The following is a 22,828-nucleotide window of genomic DNA, read 5'->3' as shown; positions in this document are numbered from 1 at the left end:
AAGGGTAGGCCGAGGTTCAGTAGATCCACGCCATGCGTGGATGCTTTTGGCGGATCAACATGGCGGCAGCCAGGCATGGCCTGGCTCTACTGATGAAGCGAGTCGAGCATGGCTTGTATGTTCCTCCCGGCTCCTACGCGGTATGTAGGAGCCAGGGTGGAGGGACCGTCAAGCATGCATCTGCGGATACTAGCCGACAGACGAGTCGAGCGATCCCCATCCCGCACACGAACGTCGATAAAGGATCGTACGGCCCCCAAAGGAGATCGTCGATGTAGGCAAGCTAACGTCGGTGCGGTACCACCCCAGCCCCTTAAAGATAGCTGGGAGCCGTACAAATGTCTGATTCTCTCGATATTGGCGTGGACGTGGACTCCAAGGAGTTCGTACCGGCAGTGGCCGACCGCAAGGCCGGCGACAGGATCGCCAACACCCGGGCCGGCATAGCCCAGTGGCTCAACACCTTGCCCCAGCGATGCCGGATTGGCATGGAGGCGACGGGGCGGTACTACGAGTTGTTGGCTCGGATGGCTGGCCAGGCAGGCCACGTTGTCTATGTGATCAATCCACGTCTGATCAAGCACTACGGCCGGGCGACGGGCTCGCGTGGCAAGACGGACGCCATGGACGCCGAAGCGATCGCCCGGTACGTGAAGAAGGAGAACGATCGCCTGCGTGAATACGTACCGCGTACCGATGAGCAGCAGCAGATGCACGATTTGCTGCGCAAGCGGCAGACGCTGGTAAAGACACGCGCGCGCCTGGAGCAATCCTTCGGGGTAAGCAAAAGTGCCCCCGGGGAGCTGTCAGATCTGTTCTGCGCTCTGGCTGGGACGCTGTCCGAGCTGGAAAGCGAACTGCAGCGCTTGGCTCGCGATGGAGAGCATGGCACGCTCTACAAGCGCCTGTTGACCATCCCTGGTATCGGCCCCGCCGTCGCCGCTCACCTGATTTACTACATGACGCGCTGGCCGTTGGCCAACGCCAACGCGTGGATCGCCTGCACGGGCCTGGATCCCCGGCCCAACGAGTCTGGCGGCAGAACGGGACGGCGTCGGCTGTCCAAACAGGGCGCGCCAGTGCTGCGCCAGATGCTCTACATGGCCGCCATGGGGCTCAAGCGGTGTCGTCGGGGGCAACCGCTCTACGACGAGCTGTCAAAACGCGGTCACCCCAGCACCGCCGTCTTCAACATCCTGGCCAGAAAGCTGGCCAGGATCGCCTGGGGTGTCTTCAAAAGCGGCCGGGACTTCGATCCGGCGATGCTGAAGGTGGGTCAAGCCTGCTTCCAGCAGGCTTGACCACGAACATAGGATCTCGACTCTACAGGTGATGCATGTCTGGCGCGGAGGCCGCCCGGTTCAGAAATCCATCGTGGCCGACAACAACACCGTCCTCGGTGCGCCCAGCGCCAGGCTGGAAAGCAACGGCATGCCCCAGTACGCCTTGTTGGTCACGTTGTTCACGCTGGCGCGCAAGGAAAGTGGTCGTCCGGCCATCGTGGTGTTGTAACGCGCACCCACATCAAACAACGTGCGCCCCGGCACAGACAGGCTGTTGTCGGCACTGATGTACTGCTTCGACATCGCGATGGCATTGCCGGTCAAGGTGAGGCCCTGCAAGGTCGGCACATCCCATTCCACACCCAGCTTGGCCTGCCGTTGCGCTACGGCAGTGGCGATGCGCCCCTCATTCACACCGCCTGCTGTGCGGGTCAGCTTCGGCTCTACATAGGCCACGCCACCGAGGAGGCGCACGCCATCCAGTGGTGAGCCGAAGAAGCCCCATTCCACGCCACGGTTCCGCTGTTCGCCACCGAACGAGAAGATATTCGTGACCGGGTCGGTGTAGCTGCTCGGGCGCTTGATCTCGTACACGCTGAACGTGTGCGCGAAGCTGCCGAGGTCCAGCTTCAGACCCAGCTCCTTCTGCTTGGTGCGGAAGGGTGCGAACACATCGCCGGCATTGGCGGCGGTCATCGGCGCGGTGGCACCCTGGCTGAGGCCTTCGATGTAGTTGGTGTAGAGGGAGACCGTGTCGGTGGCCTTCACCAGCAGGGCCGCTGCCGGCGTAGTGGCGCTCTCGTCGTAGCGTGAGGTGCGTGCACCGCTGGCGACATTGAAGGTCTCGCTGACCACCTGCTGGCGGCGCACGCCTACGGTCAACTGCACGCGGTCCTCGGCGAAGGACAGGGTATCGGCGACGCCGAGGCTGTCCAGCCGCAGCTCGGTGTGCGAGATATGCGGTGCCACGAACGGCGCCGCCGGGCCCCACACCGGGTTGTACAGGTTCGTGGTCCAGTCCCAGCCCGGCACGCTGCGGCGGCCGTAGTCGTTCTGGGTGTGCTGGTAATGGGTCACGTTGGCAGCCCACTGGTGGCCGACGCTGCCGGTACGGAGCCTGCCGCGCAGGCCAGCGTCACCGGACTGCTTCTTGATGTCGAACGCCAGCTGGCCGATCACGGTAGTGAAGTCACCGGCCGGGTTGAGGATCTGCGCACTGATCGAACCGTTGTAGCGGTAGTCGGTCTTGCTGGTGCCGTAGGCCAGGTAGGCCATCAGGTGTTCGTTGATGTCCAGCTCGCCACGCAGCATCGCGCCCTTGTCCTGGCTGTCCACGTAGGCCCAATCCGGGTTGATCAGGGTGTCGCCACGCGGCGGTCGCGGAATCGCCACGCCCGGTGCCAGACCGACGCCACGCGCCGGGCCGTCCACGCGGTCGTCGGCGCTGTAAAGATCGGCCGACAGCCGCGCACGTTCGCCGCGCCAGTCCAATGCCAGCGAACCTAGCTGTACCTTCTTGCTCTGCTTGCCCACGGCGCCATCACCATTACGGTACGCGCCGTTGAAGCGGATGCCGAACTGCTTGTCGGCACCCAAGCGACGGCCCATATCCACATGGGTGCCGAACTGCGCATCGGAGGCGAAGTTGGCGCTGACCCGCAGCAATGGCTGGTCACCCGCACGCTTGGGCACCAGGTTGACACTGCCACCGACCGAGCCGCCCGGTGGCATGCCGTTGAGCAGCGCGGACGGACCCTTCAAGACCTCGATGCGCTCGAACATCTCCGGCGAGGTGCGGTAGTACGGCGCCATACCGCTGAGACCGTTGAAGGTGGTATCGCTGGTGTTGGAGGCAAAGCCGCGGATGGCGTAGTTCTCGCTCCAGGCGCCGGTGACGCCGTTGCTGAACACCGTGGGGTCAGTGGCGGCGATGACATCGGTCAGGTCCTTGGCCTGGCGGTCGCGGATGAAGGACTCGGTATAGCTGACCGTATTGAACGGCGTGTCCATGAAGTCCTTGTCGCCAAGCAGGCCGACGCGGCTGCCGGCGGCCACCTGGCCGCCCGCATAGTCTGCAGTGACCCGGCGCTGTTCCTGCACCTGCACCGAGGGCAGGGTGGATGGTGCGGAGTCGGCCAGCGCGGCAGACGATGCCAGCAGCCCCAGCGCGAGGGCCGACACCCGGTAGCGCCGGGCCATCGGCGGATGCGGATGCACGCGGGTCGCGGCGGCCGCTGCACGCTGCAGCGGGGAGGAAAGGTGGTACACGGTCATGCCAGGTTCCTGTGAATCGCAGGTGCGAGCGCGCCTGGCGCGCTGCCGACGGCAAGCACGGGGGAGGGCGCGGCGCAGGGTTGTCGGCTGGGTGGGGACCTGGCGGGAAGTGAGCCATGGGCTCGATTGCGGACGGCGGCGGGGTTGCGAACCACACGCATTCCGAATTAGTTGAGTAAAGTAAACTAAACCATATGAAGCGGACAAGAGGGTCCCTTTGCTGGCACCCTCACTACGGTATGAACATGCACCCTGAAACCCCGGCGTCGGCCCGTGGCCGTCCGCCCACCATCACCCCCGATCGCTTGGCCGACATCGGCATCACGTTGGGCCTGCCGAACCTGACCATGGCCAACGTGGCAGCCGAACTGGCGGTGACCCAGGCCGCGCTCTACAAGCGTGTGGCCAACCTGGAGGCCTTGAAGCGTCTGGTGGCCGATACGGTGTTCCAGCGCTGGCAGATTCCGCGCGCGTCGGCCGATGCACCGGGCGGGCTGCAGGCTTACCTGCTGGGGTTCGTGGAATCGCTGTGCGAGGTGGTGAAAGCGCACCCCGGACTACCGCCGTACCTGTTGCGCCGTTCGGTGGCAACCACGCCGATGCTGGAGAAGATCGCCTCGCACCAAGCCCATGTGGCCGAGGTGTTCGGCCTGCCGCTGGACAAGGCGCGCTGGCTGCTGGCCACGATTGCTTTCTACTGCATTGCCGGTGCGGACACGGTCTACGGGATTGCCGACGACGAAGAGGGCCAGGTGATCACCGAGTTCAAGCAGGGCATGCGTGCGCTGGTGATCGGTTCGCTGGAGGTGTTGGAACTTCGGTAGATCCACGCCATGCGTGGATGCGGTTGCACGGTTCCCCACGGCCCCCTCCATGCATGGCGTGGATCTACAATGCGGCCATGCCTGCCACGCCCACCCTCGATGATCTGCGCCGCCACGCGGTGGCGCGCACGCTGTTCAAGCCTACCACGCTGCTGACCGCGATCCGTCGCCTGGGCTTCGTGCAGGCCGATCCGATCCGTGCGCCCGCGCGTGCGCAGGACCTGACCCTGCGCCATCGGGTGAAGGACTACCGTGCCGGTGATCTGGAGCGGCGTTATGCGCGCCTGCCAGTGGAAGAGGATTGCCTGGTGAACTACGGCTTCCTGCCGCGCGAACATCTGGCGCTGATGCACCCGCGCGTGTCCAAGCGCGCATGGGATGCCGAAACGCAGCGCCGCGCGGCGGACGTGCTGGCTTTCGTGCGCGAGCGCGGCAGCGTGCACCCACGCGAGGTCGACCAGGCGTTCGCGCATGGCCGGGTGACCAACTACTGGGGCGGCACCAGCAATGCCAGCACTCACCTGCTGGATGGCATGCATTACCGTGGCCTGCTGCGCGTGCAGCGGCGCGACAGCGGTACGCGCATCTACGCGGTGGCCGACCACGCGGAAGTCGATGCCAGCGAGCAGGCACAGATTGAACGCGCCGGCGCCCTGATTGACCTGGTGGTGCGCAAGTACGCGCCACTGCCATCGGCCAGCCTGACCTACCTGGTGCGCCTGCTGGGCTACGGTGCACCGCATCTGGCCGAGCAGACCCGGCAGGCGTTGATGCTGGCCAAGCAACAGCTGGCCAGCTGCACGCTGGACGGCACCACTTGGTACTGGCCGGCAGACGAGAACCCGCGCTCGCGCCGTCACGCACCGGATGAGCAGGTGCGCCTGCTAGCCCCGTTCGATCCCGTGGTGTGGGACCGCCGCCGCTTCGAGCTGCTGTGGGGCTGGGTCTACAAGTTCGAGGCCTACACGCCTGCGCCGAAGCGCCAGTACGGTTACTACGCGTTGCCGGTGCTGTGGCACGACCAGGTGGTGGGCTGGGCCAATCTCAGTGCGCGCGATGGTGAACTGGCGTCCAGCGTGGGCTACGCCGGCAAGTCACTGGCCCGCGACCGCGTGTTTCGTGGTGCGTTGGAAGACGAACTGCAGCGCATGGCAGCTTTTCTGTAGAGCCGAGCGGCGAATTGGCACCTATCGCTCCCGGTGCCCACCAAGGTGGGCCGCTACCAAAGCAACGCCGCGCAGGCCCGGTAGTCGCCAACCTTGGTTGGCGCCTCAGGCCCGGTAGTCGCCAACCTTGGTTGGCGTCGCTTTCATCAATGCCCACCAAGGCGGGCATCTACCGATTCCACCGCCCATGCACCACCATCGCCAACACCACCACGCCCGCGGCAACGCTGGTGTGACCGGACAGCGCAGCCAGACCGAAACCCACGCCCAACCCGCGCATGGCAAACACGGTACTGAACACCAGCAGTGCCCAGCCAATCGCGCGCAGCTGCTGGGTTGCCTGCGCGCTCAGCACACGACGCAATACGTCCCGCTGATGACGCTCCATCGCCAGTGCCAGGCAGGCGAACGCGGCCAGCGACAACACGAACAGAATGACGTGGATCATGCGCTGGCCTCCGGTGCCGCAGTGCGTGACGCGGCAGACGGCCGGGCGCGTTTCACCTTCGGCGCATGCCGCCAGGTGCGCCAGGCCAGCAGCGTGTGCAGGGCGGCCAATGCCAGCAGGGTCAGGTCGGTGCCAGCGAATGCCCAATCGCCCGAGGCCAGCGTGCGCCACAGCGGATGCGGCGTGGTCACCGCGGTCAGCACCGGCAGCAGCGCCAGCAGCAACGCCGCCAGCAGGAACTGTTCGATCCATGCGCGCTTGGGTGTACGCAGCGTTGCATGCACGAACATGCCCGCCCAGGCCAGGAAGAACACATGCACCTCCCACGCCGCGCGCGCGTCCATGGCAACGGGCAGCAGGCGATTCGCCCACAGGTAGGCGGTCATCGCCACCGACAGGCCGGCGACGGTGGCGATGTTGAGACGCTCGACCAAGCGGAAGCCGAAGTAGGGGCGCTGCGGATCAGGCAGCTGCGCACGGCGCTTGACCGTCCACAGCACCAGCCCGGTGCCGACCATGGCCGTGCCGGCCAGGCTGACGATGAAGTACAGCCAGCGCAGGGCGGCATCGGCGAAGCGGCCCAGGTGCAGGCCATACAGCACGCCCTGGGTATCGGCGGCAACGCCCGAGTGTTCCTTGATCTGCAGCAGCTGCCCACCGCTGCCGTCGAACAGCAGATAGTTCGGGGTGGTCGAAACACGGCTGGACTGCGCACGCACCACGGCCACGCGTGCGTTCTCGTCGCCGGGATTCTGCACCTGCACGCTGCCCACCGCGCCAGCTCCCCAGCGCTGCTCGGCCTGCTGCACCAGTGCACCGACGTTGGTGAGCGGAGCAGGGTGGCCGGCGGCCTTCTGCGGCGGCAGGAACAGGCGCATCTCGCTGACCACCTCGGCCTGCTGGCGCTTGTCAGGCAGCTTGGCCAGGCCCCACGGCATGTACAGCACCGCCAGCATCACCAGCCCGCTCCAGGTGATCATGAAATGGAAAGGCAGGCCGAGTACCGAGAGTGCCGCGTGACCATCCAGCCACGAGCGCTGGCCCTTGCCCCAACGGAAGGTGAAGAAGTCGGCGAAGATCTTCTTGTGGGTGATCACGCCGCTGACGATGGCCACCAGCATGAACATCGCGCACAGGCCGACGATCCAGCGACCCCACATGGCCGGCATGTAATGCAGGTTGAAATGGAAGGCATAGAAGAAGTCGCCGCCGCCGGTGTCACGTGCCTGCAGCGGCGCGCCGGTGCTGGCATCGAACAGGCCCGAGTCGAAACCATGCCGGCCACGCCCACCCGGGCCGGCCCACATCGCCGACACCCACGGCATGCGCGTGCTCGGCAGGCTGAGGTTGATCTGGCTGGCCGCAGGCGTGTCGGCCATGATCGTGGCGACGGTGCGCTGCGTGACGATAGCGACATCCGGCAACGTGGACGGTGTGGCGATTTCCGGGCGGGTATAGCGCGAGAGCTCGTCGCGGAAGTAGCTGGCAGTGCCAGTGAGGAACATCGCGTACAGGATCCAGCCGGCCAGCAGCCCGACCCAGATATGCAGGTCGGACATGGTCTGGCGGATGCCGCGTGGCTTGGGAGTGCGATCGACCGTGCTCATGCAGCGCCTCCGTTGCCGACCATCTGTGCAACCAGCCACAGCGGAAGCGCGGCGACGATCAGGCCCAGCCACGCGCGCCACGCCGAGCGCACCGCGAACACCCAGACTACGGCGCCCGCATATAGAAGGAAGCTGGCCAGCATGCCGGTGAACACGGCCTGGCGGCCATCGATGGGCAGCGCCAGTGCGGCGATGCTGCACAGCGCGGCCAGTACATAGCCGCCGAACAGCGCGGCGAGGATGCGTGAGACCAGGGGCAGCCAGGCCAGCACGGCGGTGGTACGGGAAACGCTCACATCAGTTCTCCGGGGCGCCACGCGCGATGGCGTGGCGCCCTTGAAACGAGGATCAGAAATCGACGGTGGCCGACAGTAGGGCGGTGCGTGGCGTACCCAGCCCCGAGCCGAGGCTGCCCGCCCAGTACGCCTTGTTGGTCACGTTCTGCACGGTGGCACGCAGTACCAGCGGATGGCCGGCCGCTTGCGTCGCATAGCGGGCACCGAGATCGAACACGGTGCGGCCCGCCACCCACTGGCTGTTGTCAGCAGTGATGTAGCCCTTGGACAGGCTGACCGCGTTGCCGGTGAGGGTGAGGCCGGCCACGGTTGGTACGTCCCATTCGACGCCCAGCTTGCCCTGCCATTGCGGTGTGGCCGTCGCCAGCCGCCCTTCGTTGATGCCGCCTTGGGTGCGGGTCAGCTTCGGCTGCAGCCAGCCGATGCCGCCGAGTACGCGCAGCTGTTCGGTGGCCTGGCCGAACACGGTCCATTCCACGCCTCGGTTACGCTGCTGGCCGCCGAACGAGAACACATTGGTGGTCGGGTCGGTATAGGAGCCGGGCTTCTCGATCTCGTACACGCTCAACACACTGGCCAGGCGACCGAAGTCGAACTTGGCACCGGCCTCGCGCTGGCGGGTCTTGAACGGCGGGAACACGTCGCCCGCGTTGGCGGCGGTGGCCGGGGCGGTGCTGCCCTGGCTCAGGCCTTCGATGTAGTTGGCATACAGTGACAGGCGGTCGCTGGCCTTGAACAGCAGTGCACCGGCCGGGGTGTTGGCGCTGGCGTCGTAGCGTGCGGTGCGCTTGCCTGTGCCGCCATCGAAGGTATCGCTGAGCACGGTCTGGTGACGGATGCCCAGGGTCAGCTGCACACGATCATCGATGAAGGACAGCGTATCGGCGATGCCGAAGCTGGTGGTGCGCACTTCCGCGGTCTTCGGCAGCGACGCATCACTGAAGCTGCGGTCGATGGCAGGTCCCCACTGCGGGTTGTAGATATTGGTTACCCAATCGTGGGCCAGCAGGTTGCGCTTGAAGCCGAACTTCTGGTCGTGCTGGTACCAGGCCGCACTGATCGCCAGCGCATGATCGACCGCGCCGGTGCGGAAACGCGCCGACAATCCGGCTTCGGCGGTGTCCTTGCTGTAGATGAAGCGCTGGTGGGCGAAGTTGTTTCGGAAGTCGCCGGCGGTGTTGGTGATCAGCGTGGTGGCACTGGCGATGGAGTCGAAATCGGTATGGCCGTGGCCGTAGCTGGCATGCGCCTGCAGGTGGTCATTGATGTCGAACGACCAGCGCAGTGCGGCGGCCTGGTCCTTGACGGTGCTGAAGGTCCAGTCCGGTGCAAACAGGGTGCTGGCTTTCGGCGGGCGGGGCACGGCCAGGCCGGGCGCCAGCGAGACGCCACGGTTGAGGCCATCCACATGGTCGCGGCTGCTGAACAGGTCAAGCGACACCTGCGAGCGCTCACCACGCCAGTCCAGGCCGAGCGATGCGAGCTGCGTCTTGTGCTGCTGGTGGTCGGTGGCGGTGTCGCCGTCGCGGTGCACGGCATTGAGGCGTACGCCGAACTGCTTGTCCGCGCCGAAGCGGCGGCCGACATCCAGGTGACCGCCCCACTGCGTGTCGCTGCCGTAGCTGGCGGTGAAGCGGGTCAGCGGCGTGTCGCCTGCACGCTTGGGTATCACGTTCACCGCACCGCCCACCGAGCCGCCCGGCGGCATGCCGTTGAGCAGGGCGGACGGACCCTTCAGCACCTCGATGTTCTCGGCCAGTTCGGGAGTGACGCGGTAGTAGGGGATCAGCCCGTACAGGCCACCAAAGCCGATATCCGACGAGGCGACACCGAAACCGCGGATGTTGAAGTAGTCGGTGATGCCACCACTGGAGCCACTGTTGTAGACGCTGGGGTCGGTCAGTGCGATGACCCGCACCAGGTCCGGCGCCTGGATGTTGTCGATGAATTCGGCGGTGTAGCGGGTGGTGTTGAACGGCGTGTCCATGAAGTCGAGCTCGCCGAGCAGGCCGACGCCGCTGCCGCGCGTGACCTGGCCGCCGGCGTAGGTATCGGTGGGTACGGTCTTGTCGGCGCGCACGTTCACGGTGGGCAACTGGCGGGCGCCATCGGGTGCATCGTTGGCGTGTGCGGCGGTGGCGATCAGCAGGGTGGGCAGCAACGCCGCACGGGCGGCCAGAGACAGCGCCGAGCGGCGTGGGAGGGGCAGGGTTCGCAGGGGGAGGGACATGGCGGTTCTCGTGTGGTGGGTCGTGCGATCGGCCAGCACGGCGCCGTCTGTGACCTGCAGGGGCAGGACGACGCGGGCTGTGGAATGGCTGGCAGAGGGCACGGCACTGCCGGTGTGGCAGTGCTGCACGCGAGGTGCGTGGGCGATCTGTGGCTGGGTGGAACGAAGCGCGGGGCGCGGATACTGCGGGGTGGATCAGATATCGTCGGCGAGGTCGTCGAGGTCCTGCAGGCCACCGCCGCGTGCCAGCACGCGCTCGTAGTTGCGGCGGCGACGCTGGTCGGTCTCGGTGGTGGTCTCGCCACGTTTCCAGTAGCCGGCCACGGCAACGTCGCTGCGTGGCAGGCCGACCGTTTCGATGAAGTGGCGGCGCAGGGCACGCATTTCCTCGCGCTCGCCGGCCGCCCAGACCGTGCTGCCGGGTTCCGGCCGCAGTTGGCGCGCCTGCTGCAGCAACGGCACGTCACCGGTGGCGAGGCGGAGCACGCAGACACCTTCAATGGCGGGCAGTTCGTCTACCGGGAATGCATCATCCGAGGCGATCCAGGCCTCTGCGCGCAGGTCGGCCGGCCACTGCTGCAGCAATGCAAACAGGGCAGGGATGGCGCTTGGGTCGGCGAACAGGAGGGCGCAGGTGCCCTCGCGCTGCGGTACCTGCAGATGGGGGCGCGGTCCGGTCAGATCGAAGGCATCACCGGGGCGCAGCGCACGTACCCAGGCCAGCATCGGCCCCGGCGCCTCGTGCAGCACTACGTCCAGGGTGAACTGGCGGGTGTTGGGATCGAGGCTGCGCACGGTGTAGATCCGTGACACATCGCCGAACGTGGCGCCGAGCTGGATGCGCACGGCGGTGTTGGCACGCTGCCAGGGCGCGAGTTCTGCATGTTCCGGCAGCTGGACCAAGAGGCGCAGCAGGCTGGCGCACGGCTGTGCAACCGCGACCACCTGGACCTGCAGCGCCTGCAGGCCGCGATCATGGTCGGCGCCGCGCAGCGGCCCGGCCGGGGTGATTGAAGTGGGGGACGCGGACATCGACAACGATCCTGGACACCGCAAATGCGAATTAGTTACATCATAGTAAACTAAATTGATCGTGCCGCAACCGGGGGCCTGTCCACGGACCGCAGCGACGCGTTGACCGCGGCGTCGCTGCGGACCACCATGACGGCCCTTGCCCGCGCACCGCGCAGGAACCGTTACCGCATGGCTGCACCGAAAAAGACCGCTGCCCGTGGGCGACCGCCCAGCATCACCCGCGAGCGCATCGCCGACGCCGGCATTGCCATGACGCTGCCGGGGCTGAGCTTCGTGGGCGTGGCGGCGGCGCTGGGGGTCAGCCACATCGCGCTGTACAAGCATGTGGCGAATCTGGCGGCACTGCGCGAGCTGGTGGCCGAGGCGATCTTCGAGCGTTGGCAGGCACCGGCACTGGATGCCGCTGGCCGGCGCAGCATCGAGGAGGATCTGCGTGCGTTCCAACGTTCACTGCGGACGCTGGTGGACGGGAATCCGGGCCTGGCGCCGTTCCTGGTCAGCCACGGCGCGAAGACACCGGAGATGCTGGCGCGCATCCAGCGCCACCATGCCGAGTTCAGCCGCGTGCATGATCTGCCGCTCGAGCAGGCGGCGTGGCTGCTGTCGACCGTGGCCTATCACGCCGTGGCGTTGGCCGACACCGTGTACTCGCGGCATGCGGTGGTGGATACCAGGCGACGCCCGCTGGATCGGAAGGCGCAGGAGGCCGAGTTCGACCGCAGCATGGAAGCGTTGATCATCGGTGCATTGGCGATGTGCGGGCGCATGGCAGGCGCGAGGTAACCGCCAATCCTGGTTGGCACCGCTGCCCCGGTAGTCGCCAACCTTGGTTGGCGCCGCGATACACCGTTGCCCGTCGAGGTGGGCATCTACCGGTCAGGCGTCGTCCTTGCGCTCCGCATCCTCCATGCCGGGGCTGACGCGGCGGCCGATGTCCTTCAAGCGCGCCAGCTGATCCACCATCGACGGTGCATCGTCCAGGCTGCCGACGAACGTCCACAGGTAGGTCATCACCGCGTACACATGACCCGGCGTCACCCCGTCGGTGGTGGCGAGACGGCCAATGGTCAGCGCGAACAACACCGCCGCCGCCGCGCCCACCACCACGAAGGCCCCAGCTTCTCGGTCCGAGAGCAGGATGCGCAGCCGCGACAGCGTGGTGTAGTGGCGACGCAGCACCGAGGGACTGACCCGGTCGACCAGGCGGATTTCATGTTCCAGCCGGTTGTTCAGGCGCCCATGCAGCTGCTCGTTGCGGCGTGCGAACGACGGCATCAACAACACTGCGCCGAGCAGGGCGATCAGGCTCGCGGCGCCCACCAGCGGTTCGATCACCAGCAGCATCACCGCCGCACCAAACATTGATACGAGCGCGGTGGCGATGATCGGCACGTGCTTTTCGAAGAAGTCGACGAATTCACGGGCCAGCACCACGCGTGCGGCCGAGGTGGAGGTGGCCTGGCCCAGCCTGCGCTGTGCCTGCACCACATTCACCGCCAGGTCGGCATAGATGCGGGTGAAGGTACGGGTATCGACCGCACGGCGGGCAGCACCGACCAGCCAGAACAGCAGTACCACGCCGGCGTAGGAGATTGCGTGGCCGATGTTGCCGCGGATGATCGCGTCCACCGCGAAGCCGGCAAACAGCGGATACGCCAGCAGCAGCGCATTTTCCAGCGCCACCAGCGAAAAGGTGCCGGTGAGCTGCCAGGGGTAGGTGCGCAGGATGGCCTTGAGGGTGGCGGCCGCGTTCTGCTGGCCGATGCTGCCGGCGGCGGCCGCCGGATCGTGTGGGGGGGTCATGGGGATGCCTGGGTGGGTCGGAGTCAGGGCAGGGGACGGATGCCTGCCATCTCCCGGATCGCGCCCAGTATCTGCAGCCCTTTGGAGAAGGCATGGAGGGACGATGGAGATTGCGTGGAGAAACCGGCGCCGTTCAGCGATGCGAATGTCCACCAAGGTGGGCCGCTACCAGGGCAGTGTCTACCGCCTCAACGGCGGGCATGCACCGGCCAGCGGATTTCGAAGGCACTGCCACCACGTTCGGTGGCCCGGCATAGCGCTGTTCCGTGATGGGCCACGGCAATCGCACGCACCACGGCCAGGCCAAGCCCGGAGCCACCACTCTGCCGCGAACGCGAGACATCCGTGCGCTGGAAGGCTTCGAAGATGCTGTCGCGAAGGTCGTCCGGCACACCGGGGCCGCCATCTTCCACCGTGAGGGTGCAATGGCCTTCTGCCAGCGTCACGTACACCCGCAGCGGGCAGGGAATGGCGTGGCGTCCTCCAGCAGCGCCAGCACCGCCTGGCGGATGCGCGCCGGATCGCAATCCGCCAGCGACGGCCGTGCGTCCAGCGTTACCGAGAACCCGCTTTCGTTCAGTGCCTCGGACATGGCTTCCACCACCGTGGCCACCTGCACACTGACATCGCTGCGCTGCAGGCGCAGATCCAGGTGGCCACTCTCGGCCAGGCTGACCACGCGCAGGTCCTCGATGATCCGGGTGAGGCCTTCCAGCTGGGTGAGCATGCTGTTGAACTGCTCCGGGCCCGGCTCGAACACGCCTTCGGCGATGCCCTGCAGGCGGCCGCGCAGGATGGTCATCGGCGTGCGCAGTTCATGCGCGATCGCCGCGTTCCAGAACACCCGGTTCTCGGACATCCGGCTCAGCCGTTCTGCCATGGAGTTGAAATCGCTGACCAGCGTGGCCGCTTCGGCCATCGTGGTATCACCACCGCGTGCACGTGCTTCCAGATCGCCACTGGCGACCCGGCGCAGGCTTTCGGCCACCGAGTTCAACGGCGTGATGATGCGCCGGGTCAGGCGCGAGGCGACCAGCGTGGCGAAGATGACGACCACGGTGGCGGTCAATCCGATCCACAGCCATTCCAGCCCGGACGGCATGATCGTTTCCGGCTCGTCGTACCAGCGCGGATAGAACACCTCCATGAGGTAATAGAACAGGTAGAAGCCGCTGATCGACAGCACCGTCGAACACAGCGAGGCCACCGTGATGGACAGCGTGATCTGGCGTCCGATGCTCTTGCCTTTGGGGTTCATCAGTCAGTCCAGGAAGCGGTAGCCGACGCCGCGGATGGTGGCGGGAATGCCGATCACGCCGACATCCTCCAGCTTGCGCCGCAGTTTGCTGACATGGCTGTCGACGGTGCGTTCCTGCGCATCGCCTTCGGGCAGGCAGGCATGCAGCAGATCCACCCGCGCATGCACCTGCCGCGGCGCGCGTGCCATATGCACCAGCAGCCGGAACTCGGTGAGGGTGAAGTTCAGCTCGTGCACCTGCTCGCCATGGCGCACGGTCACCTCGTGGCTGCGCAGGTCGATCTCGAAGGGCCCTTGGCGGATCAACCCGTTGGGCGCTTCGACCAGAGGCCGGGAACTCCGGCGCAGCACGGCCTGGATGCGGGCGACGATCTCGGCCGGATTGAACGGCTTGGCCACGTAGTCGTCGGCGCCCACGCGCAGGCCGGTCAGCTTGTCCACGTCCTGGTCGAGCGCAGTGAGCATGATGACCGGGGTGTTGCCGATCCGTCGCAGTTCGCTCAGCACCTGCCAGCCATCCAGTTTTGGCATCTGCACATCCAGCAGCACCAGGTCCGGACGCAGTTGGCGGTGGCTGGCGAGTGCCGCCTCACCGTCTGCGGCGCGGGCGCTGCGCAGGCCGGAACGGGCCAGGTAGGCACTGAGGATGTCGGCGATTTCGCCCTCATCTTCGGCAATCAGCACCAAGGGTGCCTGTCGGGTACGGAGATCGTTCATTGCGTGATGCGTGTTCGGGGCAAGGGTGGGCAAGGGCGGGATCTGGGGCAGGGTCATCGTCGGCACTGCATGTCCTGCGCCTCTTCGTTGGCAGCCCAGGCCAGGGTGGCCAGCACCAGCGTGCGCTGCAGGCTGGGTTCCACTGCACCTGCGCCGCGCAGCTGCTGCAGCATCAGGGTGGACACCGCCGCCGGCAGCTTGCTCCAGCGCGATGCCATGGGAGTGGCATCTACCCGGGCCTGCAGCCGCAAGGCCATGCCCAGGATGGCGCGCAGGCGCAGTGCCAGCAGGGCGACGACCACGAGAGTGGCAAGGGCGAGCAGCAGATGCAGGGTGACGTCGGCAACTGGGTGCGTTGCCGCCCAGACCGCCAGACCAATCAGCGCCAGCGACGCGAGAGCGCCGGAACGGCCGGTGCCACCGCGCCCATCGCTGCGGAACCCCACCAGGGCGGCCGCCCCGAAGCCCGCCAGCAGCGGGGGTAACGGATCCGGCGCGGCCAGCATCCAGCTGGTGGTCGATGCCAACACGACGGCGATCAACCACGGCGGAGGCGCACACCACGCCAGGTAGGCGCGGCGCACATCGATGGGTGGCAGGTCTGGATGGGAAAGGGACACGGCAGGCGGGCAGTCGGCGAGGCCGACGAGGCTAGCGACCGTTGATGGAGACTCGGTCGAGATTGTGTCGAGATTGCGTGGACGCAGGCCGCAGCATTCAGGCGCGGGGCTGGTGCCTGAACGGCTGCCGCGCCTCCATGCAATCTCCACAGTGGCTCCAAGAAACGTCCATCCGCGGCTTCCAGACTGCGGTTTCGGCGGTCGCACTGGGCGACTGCACGCAGCCGGGCGTTTCGATGAGCAACCGCAGGACCTGGATCATTGCCGCTACGGTGGCCACATTGGCCGCCGGCGCTGGATGGTGGGCGTTTGCCGGCGGCGATGATGCCGCGCTGATCACCGCACGGGCAAGGGTGGCGGATCTGGAGAAGACCGTACAGGCGGTCGGCCGGGTCCATCCCAAGGAGCTGGTGGCGGTGGGTGCGCAGGTGTCCGGCCAGGTCAAGCGCCTGCATGTAGTGCTGGGCCAGCGCGTACAGGCCGGTGACCTGATCGCCGAGGTCGACTCGCAACCGCAGCGCATCGCTCTGCGCAGCGCCGAGGCGGCTGCCAATACGCTGCGTGCCCAGCATGCCGCCAGCCAGGCCCGTTACGTGCAGGCCGGCCGTGTCTACGAGCGGCAGTCGCAGCTGGTGGCGTCGCGACTGGTTTCACAGGAAGGTTTCGAAGTCGCGCGGGTGGCACGTGATACGGCGCGCTCAGAGATGGCCGCGCTGCAGGCGCAGATCGACCAGGCGGTGACGCAGGTGGAGACCGCGCGGATCAACCTCGGCTACACCCGCATCGTTTCTCCCAGCGACGGCTACATCGTGGCGATCGTCACCAAGGCCGGGCAGACGTTGAACTCGATGCAGACCACGCCGACCATCGTGATGCTGGCGCAGATGGACACGATGACCGTGCGCGCCGAGATCGCCGAGGCTGATGTGGAGCTGGTCGCGCCCGGTCAGCCGCTGTGGTTTTCGACACTGGGGCCGAGTGGCCGCCGCTACGAATCCCATCTGCAGCAGCTGGAGCCTGCGCCGTCGACGATTGCCGATGTGGCCGGCAGCAGTGCGGGTGGCTCGGCGCAGACGCCCAAGGCCGTGTACTACGCCGGCCTGTTCGATGTGGCCAATCCCGGCCTGAAGCTGAAGCCCTCGATGACGGTGAAGGTGACCCTGCAGCTGGCACGGGTTGCCAACGCGCTGCAGGTGCCATTGACGGCGCTGACCGATTCGGATGGCAAGGACGGCAGCCGTGGAACCGTGCGCGTGCTCGACACCAAGGGCCGCGCCCAGGAACGTGCGGTGACGACCGGCCTGCGCACCGCCACCGCCGTGCAGATCCTGTCCGGCCTGCGCGAGGGTGAGAACGTGGTGGTCGGCCAGGCGCCCAGTGGCGGCGAATCCGAACCGGCCAGCCTGCTGGGTATGTGAGCATGTCTGACGCACTGCTGGAACTGCATGGCGTATCGCGCGCCTATCGCTCCGCCGCCGGCGAGGTGGTGGTGCTGAAGGACGTGTCGCTGCGCATCGATGCCGGCGAGTTCATCGCCATCATCGGCCCCTCGGGCTCGGGCAAGTCCACGTTGATGAACATCCTTGGCTGCCTGGACCGGCCGACCGAGGGCAGCTATCGGGTGAACGGCGAGGCCACCGAGCAGATGGCGCCGGACGCGCTGGCACGCCTGCGCCGCGAGCATTTCGGCTTCATCTTCCAGCGCTACAACCTGATGGAGAACCTGAGTGCCACCGAGAACGTGGCGCTGCCGGCAGTCTATGCCGGCGTGGAGGCGGACGTGCGCACTGCCCGTGCACGCACGCTGCTGGAAACGCTGGGGCTGGGCGAACGCATCGCGAACCGGCCGAGCCAGCTGTCCGGCGGCCAGCAGCAGCGCGTGTCCATTGCCCGTTCGCTGATGAACGGCGGCGCGATCGTGCTGGCCGATGAACCCACCGGCGCGCTCGATCACGCCAGTGGCCAGCAGGTGATGGCCGAGCTGAAGCGCCTGCATGCACAGGGCCACACGGTGATCCTGGTGACACACGATGCGGCGATTGCCGCCAACGCGGCGCGGGTGATCGAGATCGCCGACGGCCGGGTGGTGACCGACCGCGGCGAGCGGGGATCGCGTGCTGTGGCTGAAACACCCGGGACCGAACGCGGCGTGTCGCCGGTCACCGAGCGCCGCGCACGCATGGATGCGATTCGCGAAGCCGCGCGCATGGCCGTGCGCTCGATGCTGGCCCATCGCCTGCGCACGCTGCTGACCATGCTCGGGATCATCATCGGCGTAGCCGCCGTGGTGACCGTGGTTGCGCTGGGCAAGGGTGCACAGGCGCAGGTTGAATCACAGATCAACGAACTGGGCGCCAGTACGCTGGAGATCTTCCCGGGCTCGGATTTCGGTGACCCGCGCTCGGCGGAGATCGAGACGCTGGTGGTGGGCGATGCGGACCATCTTGCGGCGTTGAGTTACGTGGACAGCGTGAGCCCGAACCTGAGCGGATCGGTGGCAGCGCTGCAGAGCAACCGGCGTGCCAACACCCAGGTGCTGGGCGTAGGCGCCGACATGCCGCGCGTGCGTGGGCTGCGGCTGAAGGCCGGCCGCTTCTTCACCGACGCCGAAGTGGATGCGCATCGCGCAGTGGGTGTGGTCGACCAGAAGGCCGCCAAAGCGCTGTTCAGCGACAGCCCGATTGGCAGCACGGTGCTGCTGGGCGGCATGCCGGTGGAGGTGATCGGTGTGGTCGGGGCCAATGCGTTCGCTGGCGGTGCAACCCCGACGGTCTACGTGCCGTATACCTCGGCGGCCTCGCGGCTGCTGGGCAGCGAGCGCCTGGAGAGCATCACGGTGCGTGTGCGCGACGACGTGCCCACCAACGCCGCCGAGGCCTCGCTGGGGGCCGAGCTGGAGCGGTTGCATGGCCGTCGTGACTTCTTCATCTACAACGCCGACCAGATCCGCAAGGCGGTGATGAAGTCCAGCCAGACCATGGCAGCGTTGGTTTCGGCCATCGCAGCAGTGGCGCTTGTGGTCGGCGGGGTGGGGGTGATGAACATCATGCTGGTCTCGGTGAAGGAGCGCGTGCGCGAGATCGGCGTGCGGCTGGCGGTGGGCGCGCGGCAGGGCGACATCCTGCGCCAGTTCCTGATCGAGGCCGTGCTGATCTGCCTGTTCGGTGGCGTGCTGGGGGTGCTGTTCGCGTTCGGCGTGGGTGCGCTGTCCAGCCTGCTGTCGCTGGGTGTGCCGTTCCTGTTCACGGCGGGCCCTGTGCTTGCCGCGCTGGCATGCTCGTCTGCGATCGGGCTTGGCTTCGGCTACTTCCCGGCGCGCAGCGCGGCACAACTGGATCCGATCCAGGCGCTGGCAGCGGAGTAGGCGCAGGCCCGGTGCAGGCATTTGTGGAGCCGAAGGCAACGGCAGGAGCCGTTGCCTTTGGCTCCACAGGAGCAGCCTCAGGATGAGGGGCGCGGATGCGTGCGCACGCGTGCACGCTCGCGATACAGACGGCTGTCGGCGCGCTGCAGGGTGTCGGCCACCGTCTCGCCGGGTGCGTGGTGGGTCGCGCCCAGCGAGAAGGGTGTGGGTGACTGCCCGGCATGCTGCGCATACCACTGCTCCAGCGCGGCCAGCCGTCCCGGTTCCGGTGCAGTCAGCACCACCATGAACTCGTCGCCACCCATACGCACTACGCTTTCCATTGACCCCAGTGGAGCGCGCAGGAAGGCGGCGAACTCGACCAGCACCGTGTCACCCCGTGCATGGCCCTGGGTGTCGTTGATCTGCTTGAAATGATCCAGATCGAACATCAGGCAGGCCCAAGGCTGGTCGATCAGTTCGTCCAGGCGGGGCAGGAAGCGGCGGTTGTAGCTCTGGGTGAGCGGGTCCTTGAAGGACATCTCGCGCAACTGCTGCTCCTGCATCCGCAGGGCCGTAACGTCCTGCGCATGGCCCAGCACGTAGGGCGGATGGGCCTCGCTGTCGAGAACGTTGTGATAGGCCCAGAAATGCCGGGTGCCATCGGCGGCGATCAGTTCGATGACGCCGGCATCGGTGTGGTTGACTGCGATGCGTTCCAGATACGCCTTGAAGGCGGCCCGTTTCTCCGGCGGCATCAGGTCGCACAGGCTGCGCCCGATCATGTAGCTCTCGTCGAAGCCAAGCGACTGCACGGCCGCCGGGTTCACCGAGGTCAGCACTCCCTCAAGCGTGTGCGTGCAGATCAGGCCCAGGCTGTAATGGAACAACCGCCGGTAGCGGGTTTCGCTGGCCTCCAGTGCATCCAGCGCGGCGCGCTCCTCGGTGATGTCCTGTATGGCCCCGACCAGCCGCGGCCGGCCATCGACCTGCTGCCGGCCTCCAACCACGCGGGTCCAGATGGCTCGTCCGTCGGCGGTGGTCATCGGCAGCTGCACCTCCCACGACGTGCCTTCATCGATGCAACGCTGCACCGCCGTGCGGATGATGTTTCGGCTGTCCTCGCGATAGAACGAGAGCGCAGTTTCGAGCGTCGGTTCGAAGTTGCTGCGCACGCCGTGGATCTGCTTGGTTTCGCGGGTCCAGCGGACCTCGTTGCTGACCAGGTCCATTTCCCAGCCACCCACCCGGGCCGCGCGGTTGGTGCGCTCCAGGAAGTCCTCGCTGCGCTTCAATTCGCGATGCAGGGCCTTGGCCTGGCCGACCTGCGCCATCAGCGTGCTGCGCTGCTCCAGCACCTGGGTGGTGACCCGGGCCAGATGCACCATCAGTTCGCGTTGCGAAGGCGACAGCACGCCGGGCATCGGGTCGAGCAGGCACAGTGTTCCGATGCGTGCGCCGTGCGCCGAGCCCAGCGAGATGCCCGCGTAGTGACGGATGCGCGGGCCGCCGGTCACCAGGGGATTGGTAGAGAAGCGAGGGTCCTGACGCGCGTCCGGAATCTCGAACAGCGTGTCCTGCTGTATGGCATGGGTGCAGAATGAAATCTCGCGCGCGGTTTCGCTGACACCTTCCAGCCCGATGTTGGCCTTGAACCACTGGCGCTCGTCGGCCACCACCGAGATCAACGCCATGGACATGCCGGTGGCGGCGCGGGCGGCGGCGACGATGGCATCGAACACCGGCTCCGGGGGCGTATCCAAAAGGTGCAGTCGTTCGATTTCGAGCAGTCGTTCGGCTTCGTCCATGGCGCTTTTCAGGGCTGGGTGGCGAGGGCGGTTGCGGCGGCTGTCTGGCGCTAAGCTAGTGCACGCGCCGTTATGTATCGCCACGGCGGGGTGATGCGGATGTGAGGTGGGCGCGCCGGCTCAGTGCTGTTGCAGCGATGCCTGCAAGGCGGTGGCCAGAGCGGCGTCTCCGGATACCAGGTCCTGCCAGCGCAGTGTGATGCCTTTGCGCCACCCCTTCTCAACCAGCTTGAGGCCCTCAGGGGCCACGGTGAGAGTGTAGGGTTGGCCGTCGATGTGCAGTTCGCGGCGCAATGGTTTGTCGAGCGGGGTCATCATCGTTTCCTCGCTGGGGCGGAAGCGCGACGTGGCTGGATCGATACGTGACGGTGATCACGGATGTGCCAACGCCAGGGGAAATCAACAGCGCGGGTGATGCCGATGCGGGGCCCAACCACTGGATCCTCCGGCGGCGGCACGCCATCGCTGGCGATGACAATGCCGTGGTTGCCGGTCACCAGATCAGCGCCGTCGAAGCTGCGGTCCAGCCCGAAGGCCTGCGAGAGCTTGCCGGGCCCGCTGGCCAGATCGTGGTCGCGGCGCGCGGCGGGGCGCAGTTCGCGCATGCGCTCCAGGCCCGCCAGCGGCTCGATGGCCCGCAGCAGCACCGCCACGCCTTCACCCACTTCGCCGCAGACAACGTTGCTGCCCCAGTGCATGCCGTAAGTGAAGTAGACATACAGGTGGCCGGCCTCGCCGAACATGCTGGCCGTGCGCGGGGTCTGCCCGCGATAGGAGTGTGCGGCCGGATCGACACTGCCCGCGTAGGCTTCGACTTCAACGATGCGACCGGCCCGGCTATCGTCACGGACCAGGAGTTTGTTGAGCAGCTCGGGCGCAACCTCGACGGGCGGGCGCCGGTAGAAGCTGCGGGGGAGGATCTGAAGAGCGGCGGGCAACCAATCCGGCACGGTAGAGGCAGGCTCGGGTAAACGGTGATGGCACTGTGGCACCAAACAGGTGAAACGGGCGCAGACGCAGTGTCATTCCTGCGCAGGCGGAACGGCCAGTGCGGCGCGGCGGGAGGCATAGACCTCGGGTGTCTGCGGCTTGATGAACAGTGCCACCAGTTCCGGATACTCACGCTTCACGGCTGATTCGATGCGGGTGATGCACGCCTCGATCTGCGGTGTCTTACGGTCATCCTCGAACTCGGCGCTGAGCATGGCCACGACCTGTTCGGGGCCCATCTGCATGGTGGTCACGCCATTTGCGCGGCGCAGGTCCGGGTCGGTTTCCGCCACGGCCATGATCCGCTCGGCCACCGCCGGATGGGCTGGCTCACCCACCAGCAGTCCCTTGGTTTCGCGTGCAAGAAGAAAGGCGGTGGCGGCAAGCACGCCGGCGATGCACAGCGACGCCACACCATCAAGCACCGGCATGTCCAGCATCTGGGCAGCCACGAGCCCGATCAGTGCGAAACCCAGGCCCAGCAGGGCCGCGCTATCCTCCAGCAGCACGGTGAAGGTGGACGGGTCCTTGCTGCGACGGAAGGCTTCGAAGTAGCCCAGTTTGCCCTTGGTACGCCGGAACTCCCGTAACGCGACCCACCACGAAGCCCCCTCGAACAGGATGGAGATGCCCAGCACGCTGTAGCTCAACGCGTGGTTGGTGGCCGGCTCCGGCCGGCGGATGTGCTGGATGCCCTCGTAGGCCGAAACACCGGCGCCGGCGGCGAACACCAGCAGGGCGACGATGAAGCTCCAGAAGTACAGCTCGCGGCCATAGCCGAACGGATGCACGGGGTCTGGCGCCTTGCCGGCGCGGCGCAGGCCGTACAAGAGCAGGAGTTCATTCAATGTGTCGACCAGCGAATGCACGCCCTCACTGAGCATGGCCGAGCTGCCGGAGATGCCGGCAGCAATGAACTTTGCGATGGCAATGGCCAGGTTGCCCGCGAGGGCGGCGTAGATGACCAGACGGGAACCGGTGGGGGCAGACATTCGGGTGTGGGTAGATACAGTCGGAGTGGCTCATCCTCCGCGCCTGGCCGTGCTCAGCACGTCGACGGCCTCCGCGTGGCGGGGCGAGAAGGGCTGCGCCCACCGTCGACGTTTCCCCGAGCAAGTGCATCCGA

The 22,828-nt window shown here is 66.7% G+C and carries 19 protein-coding genes and 1 pseudogene; 6 read left to right on the top strand and 14 right to left on the bottom strand.

What is annotated here, in order from left to right; all coding sequences use genetic code 11:
- Positions 1–338 precede the first annotated feature (338 nt).
- Complete coding sequence (locus tag ACZLHH_RS12440) at positions 339–1,301, top strand: IS110 family transposase (RefSeq protein ID WP_132810434.1); 963 nt, start codon at positions 339–341, stop codon at positions 1,299–1,301.
- 60 nt (positions 1,302–1,361) lie between these two features.
- Here the strand turns inward: ACZLHH_RS12440 and ACZLHH_RS12435 are convergent, their stop codons facing one another.
- A complete protein-coding gene (locus ACZLHH_RS12435) occupies positions 1,362–3,557 on the bottom strand; it encodes a TonB-dependent receptor (protein WP_180844339.1) in 2,196 nt (731 codons plus the stop codon).
- Positions 3,558–3,796: 239 nt separating this feature from the next.
- Here ACZLHH_RS12435 and ACZLHH_RS12430 point away from each other — a divergent pair, with 239 nt between their 5' ends.
- Together ACZLHH_RS12430 and ACZLHH_RS12425 are read left to right on the top strand one after the other, a co-directional pair.
- Positions 3,797–4,381: a TetR/AcrR family transcriptional regulator gene (locus tag ACZLHH_RS12430; protein ID WP_106468148.1), complete on the top strand. Its 585-nt coding sequence runs from the start codon at positions 3,797–3,799 to the stop codon at positions 4,379–4,381.
- A 77-nt stretch (positions 4,382–4,458) separates the two neighbouring features.
- A complete protein-coding gene (locus tag ACZLHH_RS12425; RefSeq protein WP_180844338.1) occupies positions 4,459–5,547 on the top strand; it encodes a DNA glycosylase AlkZ-like family protein in 1,089 nt (362 codons plus the stop codon).
- 169 nt (positions 5,548–5,716) lie between these two features.
- Here ACZLHH_RS12425 and ACZLHH_RS12420 read toward each other — a convergent pair whose 3' ends face one another.
- The 5 genes from ACZLHH_RS12420 to ACZLHH_RS12400 form a co-directional block, all read right to left on the bottom strand.
- Complete coding sequence (locus ACZLHH_RS12420) at positions 5,717–5,995, bottom strand: DUF3325 domain-containing protein (protein WP_121503367.1); 279 nt, start codon at positions 5,993–5,995, stop codon at positions 5,717–5,719.
- A complete protein-coding gene (locus tag ACZLHH_RS12415; RefSeq protein WP_197572996.1) occupies positions 5,992–7,602 on the bottom strand; it encodes a PepSY-associated TM helix domain-containing protein in 1,611 nt (536 codons plus the stop codon). Before ACZLHH_RS12415 ends, ACZLHH_RS12420 begins: the two co-directional genes overlap by 4 nt.
- Positions 7,599–7,898, bottom strand: a complete 300-nt coding sequence (locus ACZLHH_RS12410) for a DUF3649 domain-containing protein (RefSeq protein ID WP_180844336.1) — start codon at positions 7,896–7,898, stop codon at positions 7,599–7,601. Before ACZLHH_RS12410 ends, ACZLHH_RS12415 begins: the two co-directional genes overlap by 4 nt.
- A gap of 52 nt (positions 7,899–7,950) precedes the next feature.
- Entirely contained in the window at positions 7,951–10,128 is a 2,178-nt protein-coding gene (locus ACZLHH_RS12405) for a TonB-dependent receptor (protein ID WP_180844335.1), read from the bottom strand.
- 195 nt (positions 10,129–10,323) lie between these two features.
- Positions 10,324–11,160, bottom strand: a complete 837-nt coding sequence (locus ACZLHH_RS12400; RefSeq protein WP_180844334.1) for a siderophore-interacting protein — start codon at positions 11,158–11,160, stop codon at positions 10,324–10,326.
- 171 nt (positions 11,161–11,331) lie between these two features.
- On the opposite strand from ACZLHH_RS12400, the gene ACZLHH_RS12395 reads away from it, so the two are divergent.
- Positions 11,332–11,946: a TetR/AcrR family transcriptional regulator gene (locus tag ACZLHH_RS12395; protein ID WP_180844333.1), complete on the top strand. Its 615-nt coding sequence runs from the start codon at positions 11,332–11,334 to the stop codon at positions 11,944–11,946.
- 93 nt (positions 11,947–12,039) lie between these two features.
- Here the strand turns inward: ACZLHH_RS12395 and ACZLHH_RS12390 are convergent, their stop codons facing one another.
- The 4 genes and pseudogenes from ACZLHH_RS12390 to ACZLHH_RS12375 all read right to left on the bottom strand — a co-directional run bounded on the left by ACZLHH_RS12390 (position 12,040) and on the right by ACZLHH_RS12375 (position 15,561).
- A complete protein-coding gene (locus ACZLHH_RS12390; protein WP_180844332.1) occupies positions 12,040–12,966 on the bottom strand; it encodes an ABC transporter six-transmembrane domain-containing protein in 927 nt (308 codons plus the stop codon).
- A 188-nt stretch (positions 12,967–13,154) separates the two neighbouring features.
- Positions 13,155–14,224 (bottom strand): annotated as a pseudogene (locus tag ACZLHH_RS12385) (ATP-binding protein).
- A gap of 3 nt (positions 14,225–14,227) precedes the next feature.
- On the bottom strand, positions 14,228–14,941 hold the full coding sequence (locus tag ACZLHH_RS12380; RefSeq protein ID WP_197572995.1) for a response regulator: 714 nt from the start codon (positions 14,939–14,941) through the stop codon (positions 14,228–14,230).
- 53 nt (positions 14,942–14,994) lie between these two features.
- Positions 14,995–15,561, bottom strand: coding sequence for a hypothetical protein (locus ACZLHH_RS12375; protein WP_343205593.1), 567 nt, complete (start codon positions 15,559–15,561; stop codon positions 14,995–14,997).
- 236 nt (positions 15,562–15,797) lie between these two features.
- Between ACZLHH_RS12375 and ACZLHH_RS12370 the strand changes: the two genes are divergently transcribed.
- On the top strand, positions 15,798–16,979 hold the full coding sequence (locus ACZLHH_RS12370) for an efflux RND transporter periplasmic adaptor subunit (protein WP_180844329.1): 1,182 nt from the start codon (positions 15,798–15,800) through the stop codon (positions 16,977–16,979).
- A 2-nt stretch (positions 16,980–16,981) separates the two neighbouring features.
- A complete protein-coding gene (locus tag ACZLHH_RS12365; RefSeq protein ID WP_180844328.1) occupies positions 16,982–18,925 on the top strand; it encodes a MacB family efflux pump subunit in 1,944 nt (647 codons plus the stop codon).
- 77 nt (positions 18,926–19,002) lie between these two features.
- Here the strand turns inward: ACZLHH_RS12365 and ACZLHH_RS12360 are convergent, their stop codons facing one another.
- The 4 genes from ACZLHH_RS12360 to ACZLHH_RS12345 all read right to left on the bottom strand — a co-directional run bounded on the left by ACZLHH_RS12360 (position 19,003) and on the right by ACZLHH_RS12345 (position 22,694).
- A complete protein-coding gene (locus ACZLHH_RS12360) occupies positions 19,003–20,712 on the bottom strand; it encodes a sensor domain-containing diguanylate cyclase (RefSeq protein WP_197572994.1) in 1,710 nt (569 codons plus the stop codon).
- 120 nt (positions 20,713–20,832) lie between these two features.
- Positions 20,833–21,027, bottom strand: coding sequence for a hypothetical protein (locus tag ACZLHH_RS12355; RefSeq protein ID WP_180844326.1), 195 nt, complete (start codon positions 21,025–21,027; stop codon positions 20,833–20,835).
- A complete protein-coding gene (locus tag ACZLHH_RS12350) occupies positions 21,027–21,662 on the bottom strand; it encodes a DNA-3-methyladenine glycosylase (protein WP_132810191.1) in 636 nt (211 codons plus the stop codon). The genes ACZLHH_RS12355 and ACZLHH_RS12350 overlap by 1 nt, the downstream gene beginning before the upstream one ends.
- 72 nt (positions 21,663–21,734) lie before the next feature.
- Positions 21,735–22,694, bottom strand: a complete 960-nt coding sequence (locus tag ACZLHH_RS12345) for a cation diffusion facilitator family transporter (RefSeq protein WP_132810190.1) — start codon at positions 22,692–22,694, stop codon at positions 21,735–21,737.
- Positions 22,695–22,828: the final 134 nt, after the last annotated feature.

The sequence above is a fragment of the Stenotrophomonas sp. 28608_Sma genome, assembly GCF_056486185.1.
Note: the sequence above shows the minus strand (reverse complement) of the source record. Positions and strands in the feature narration are given on the sequence as shown.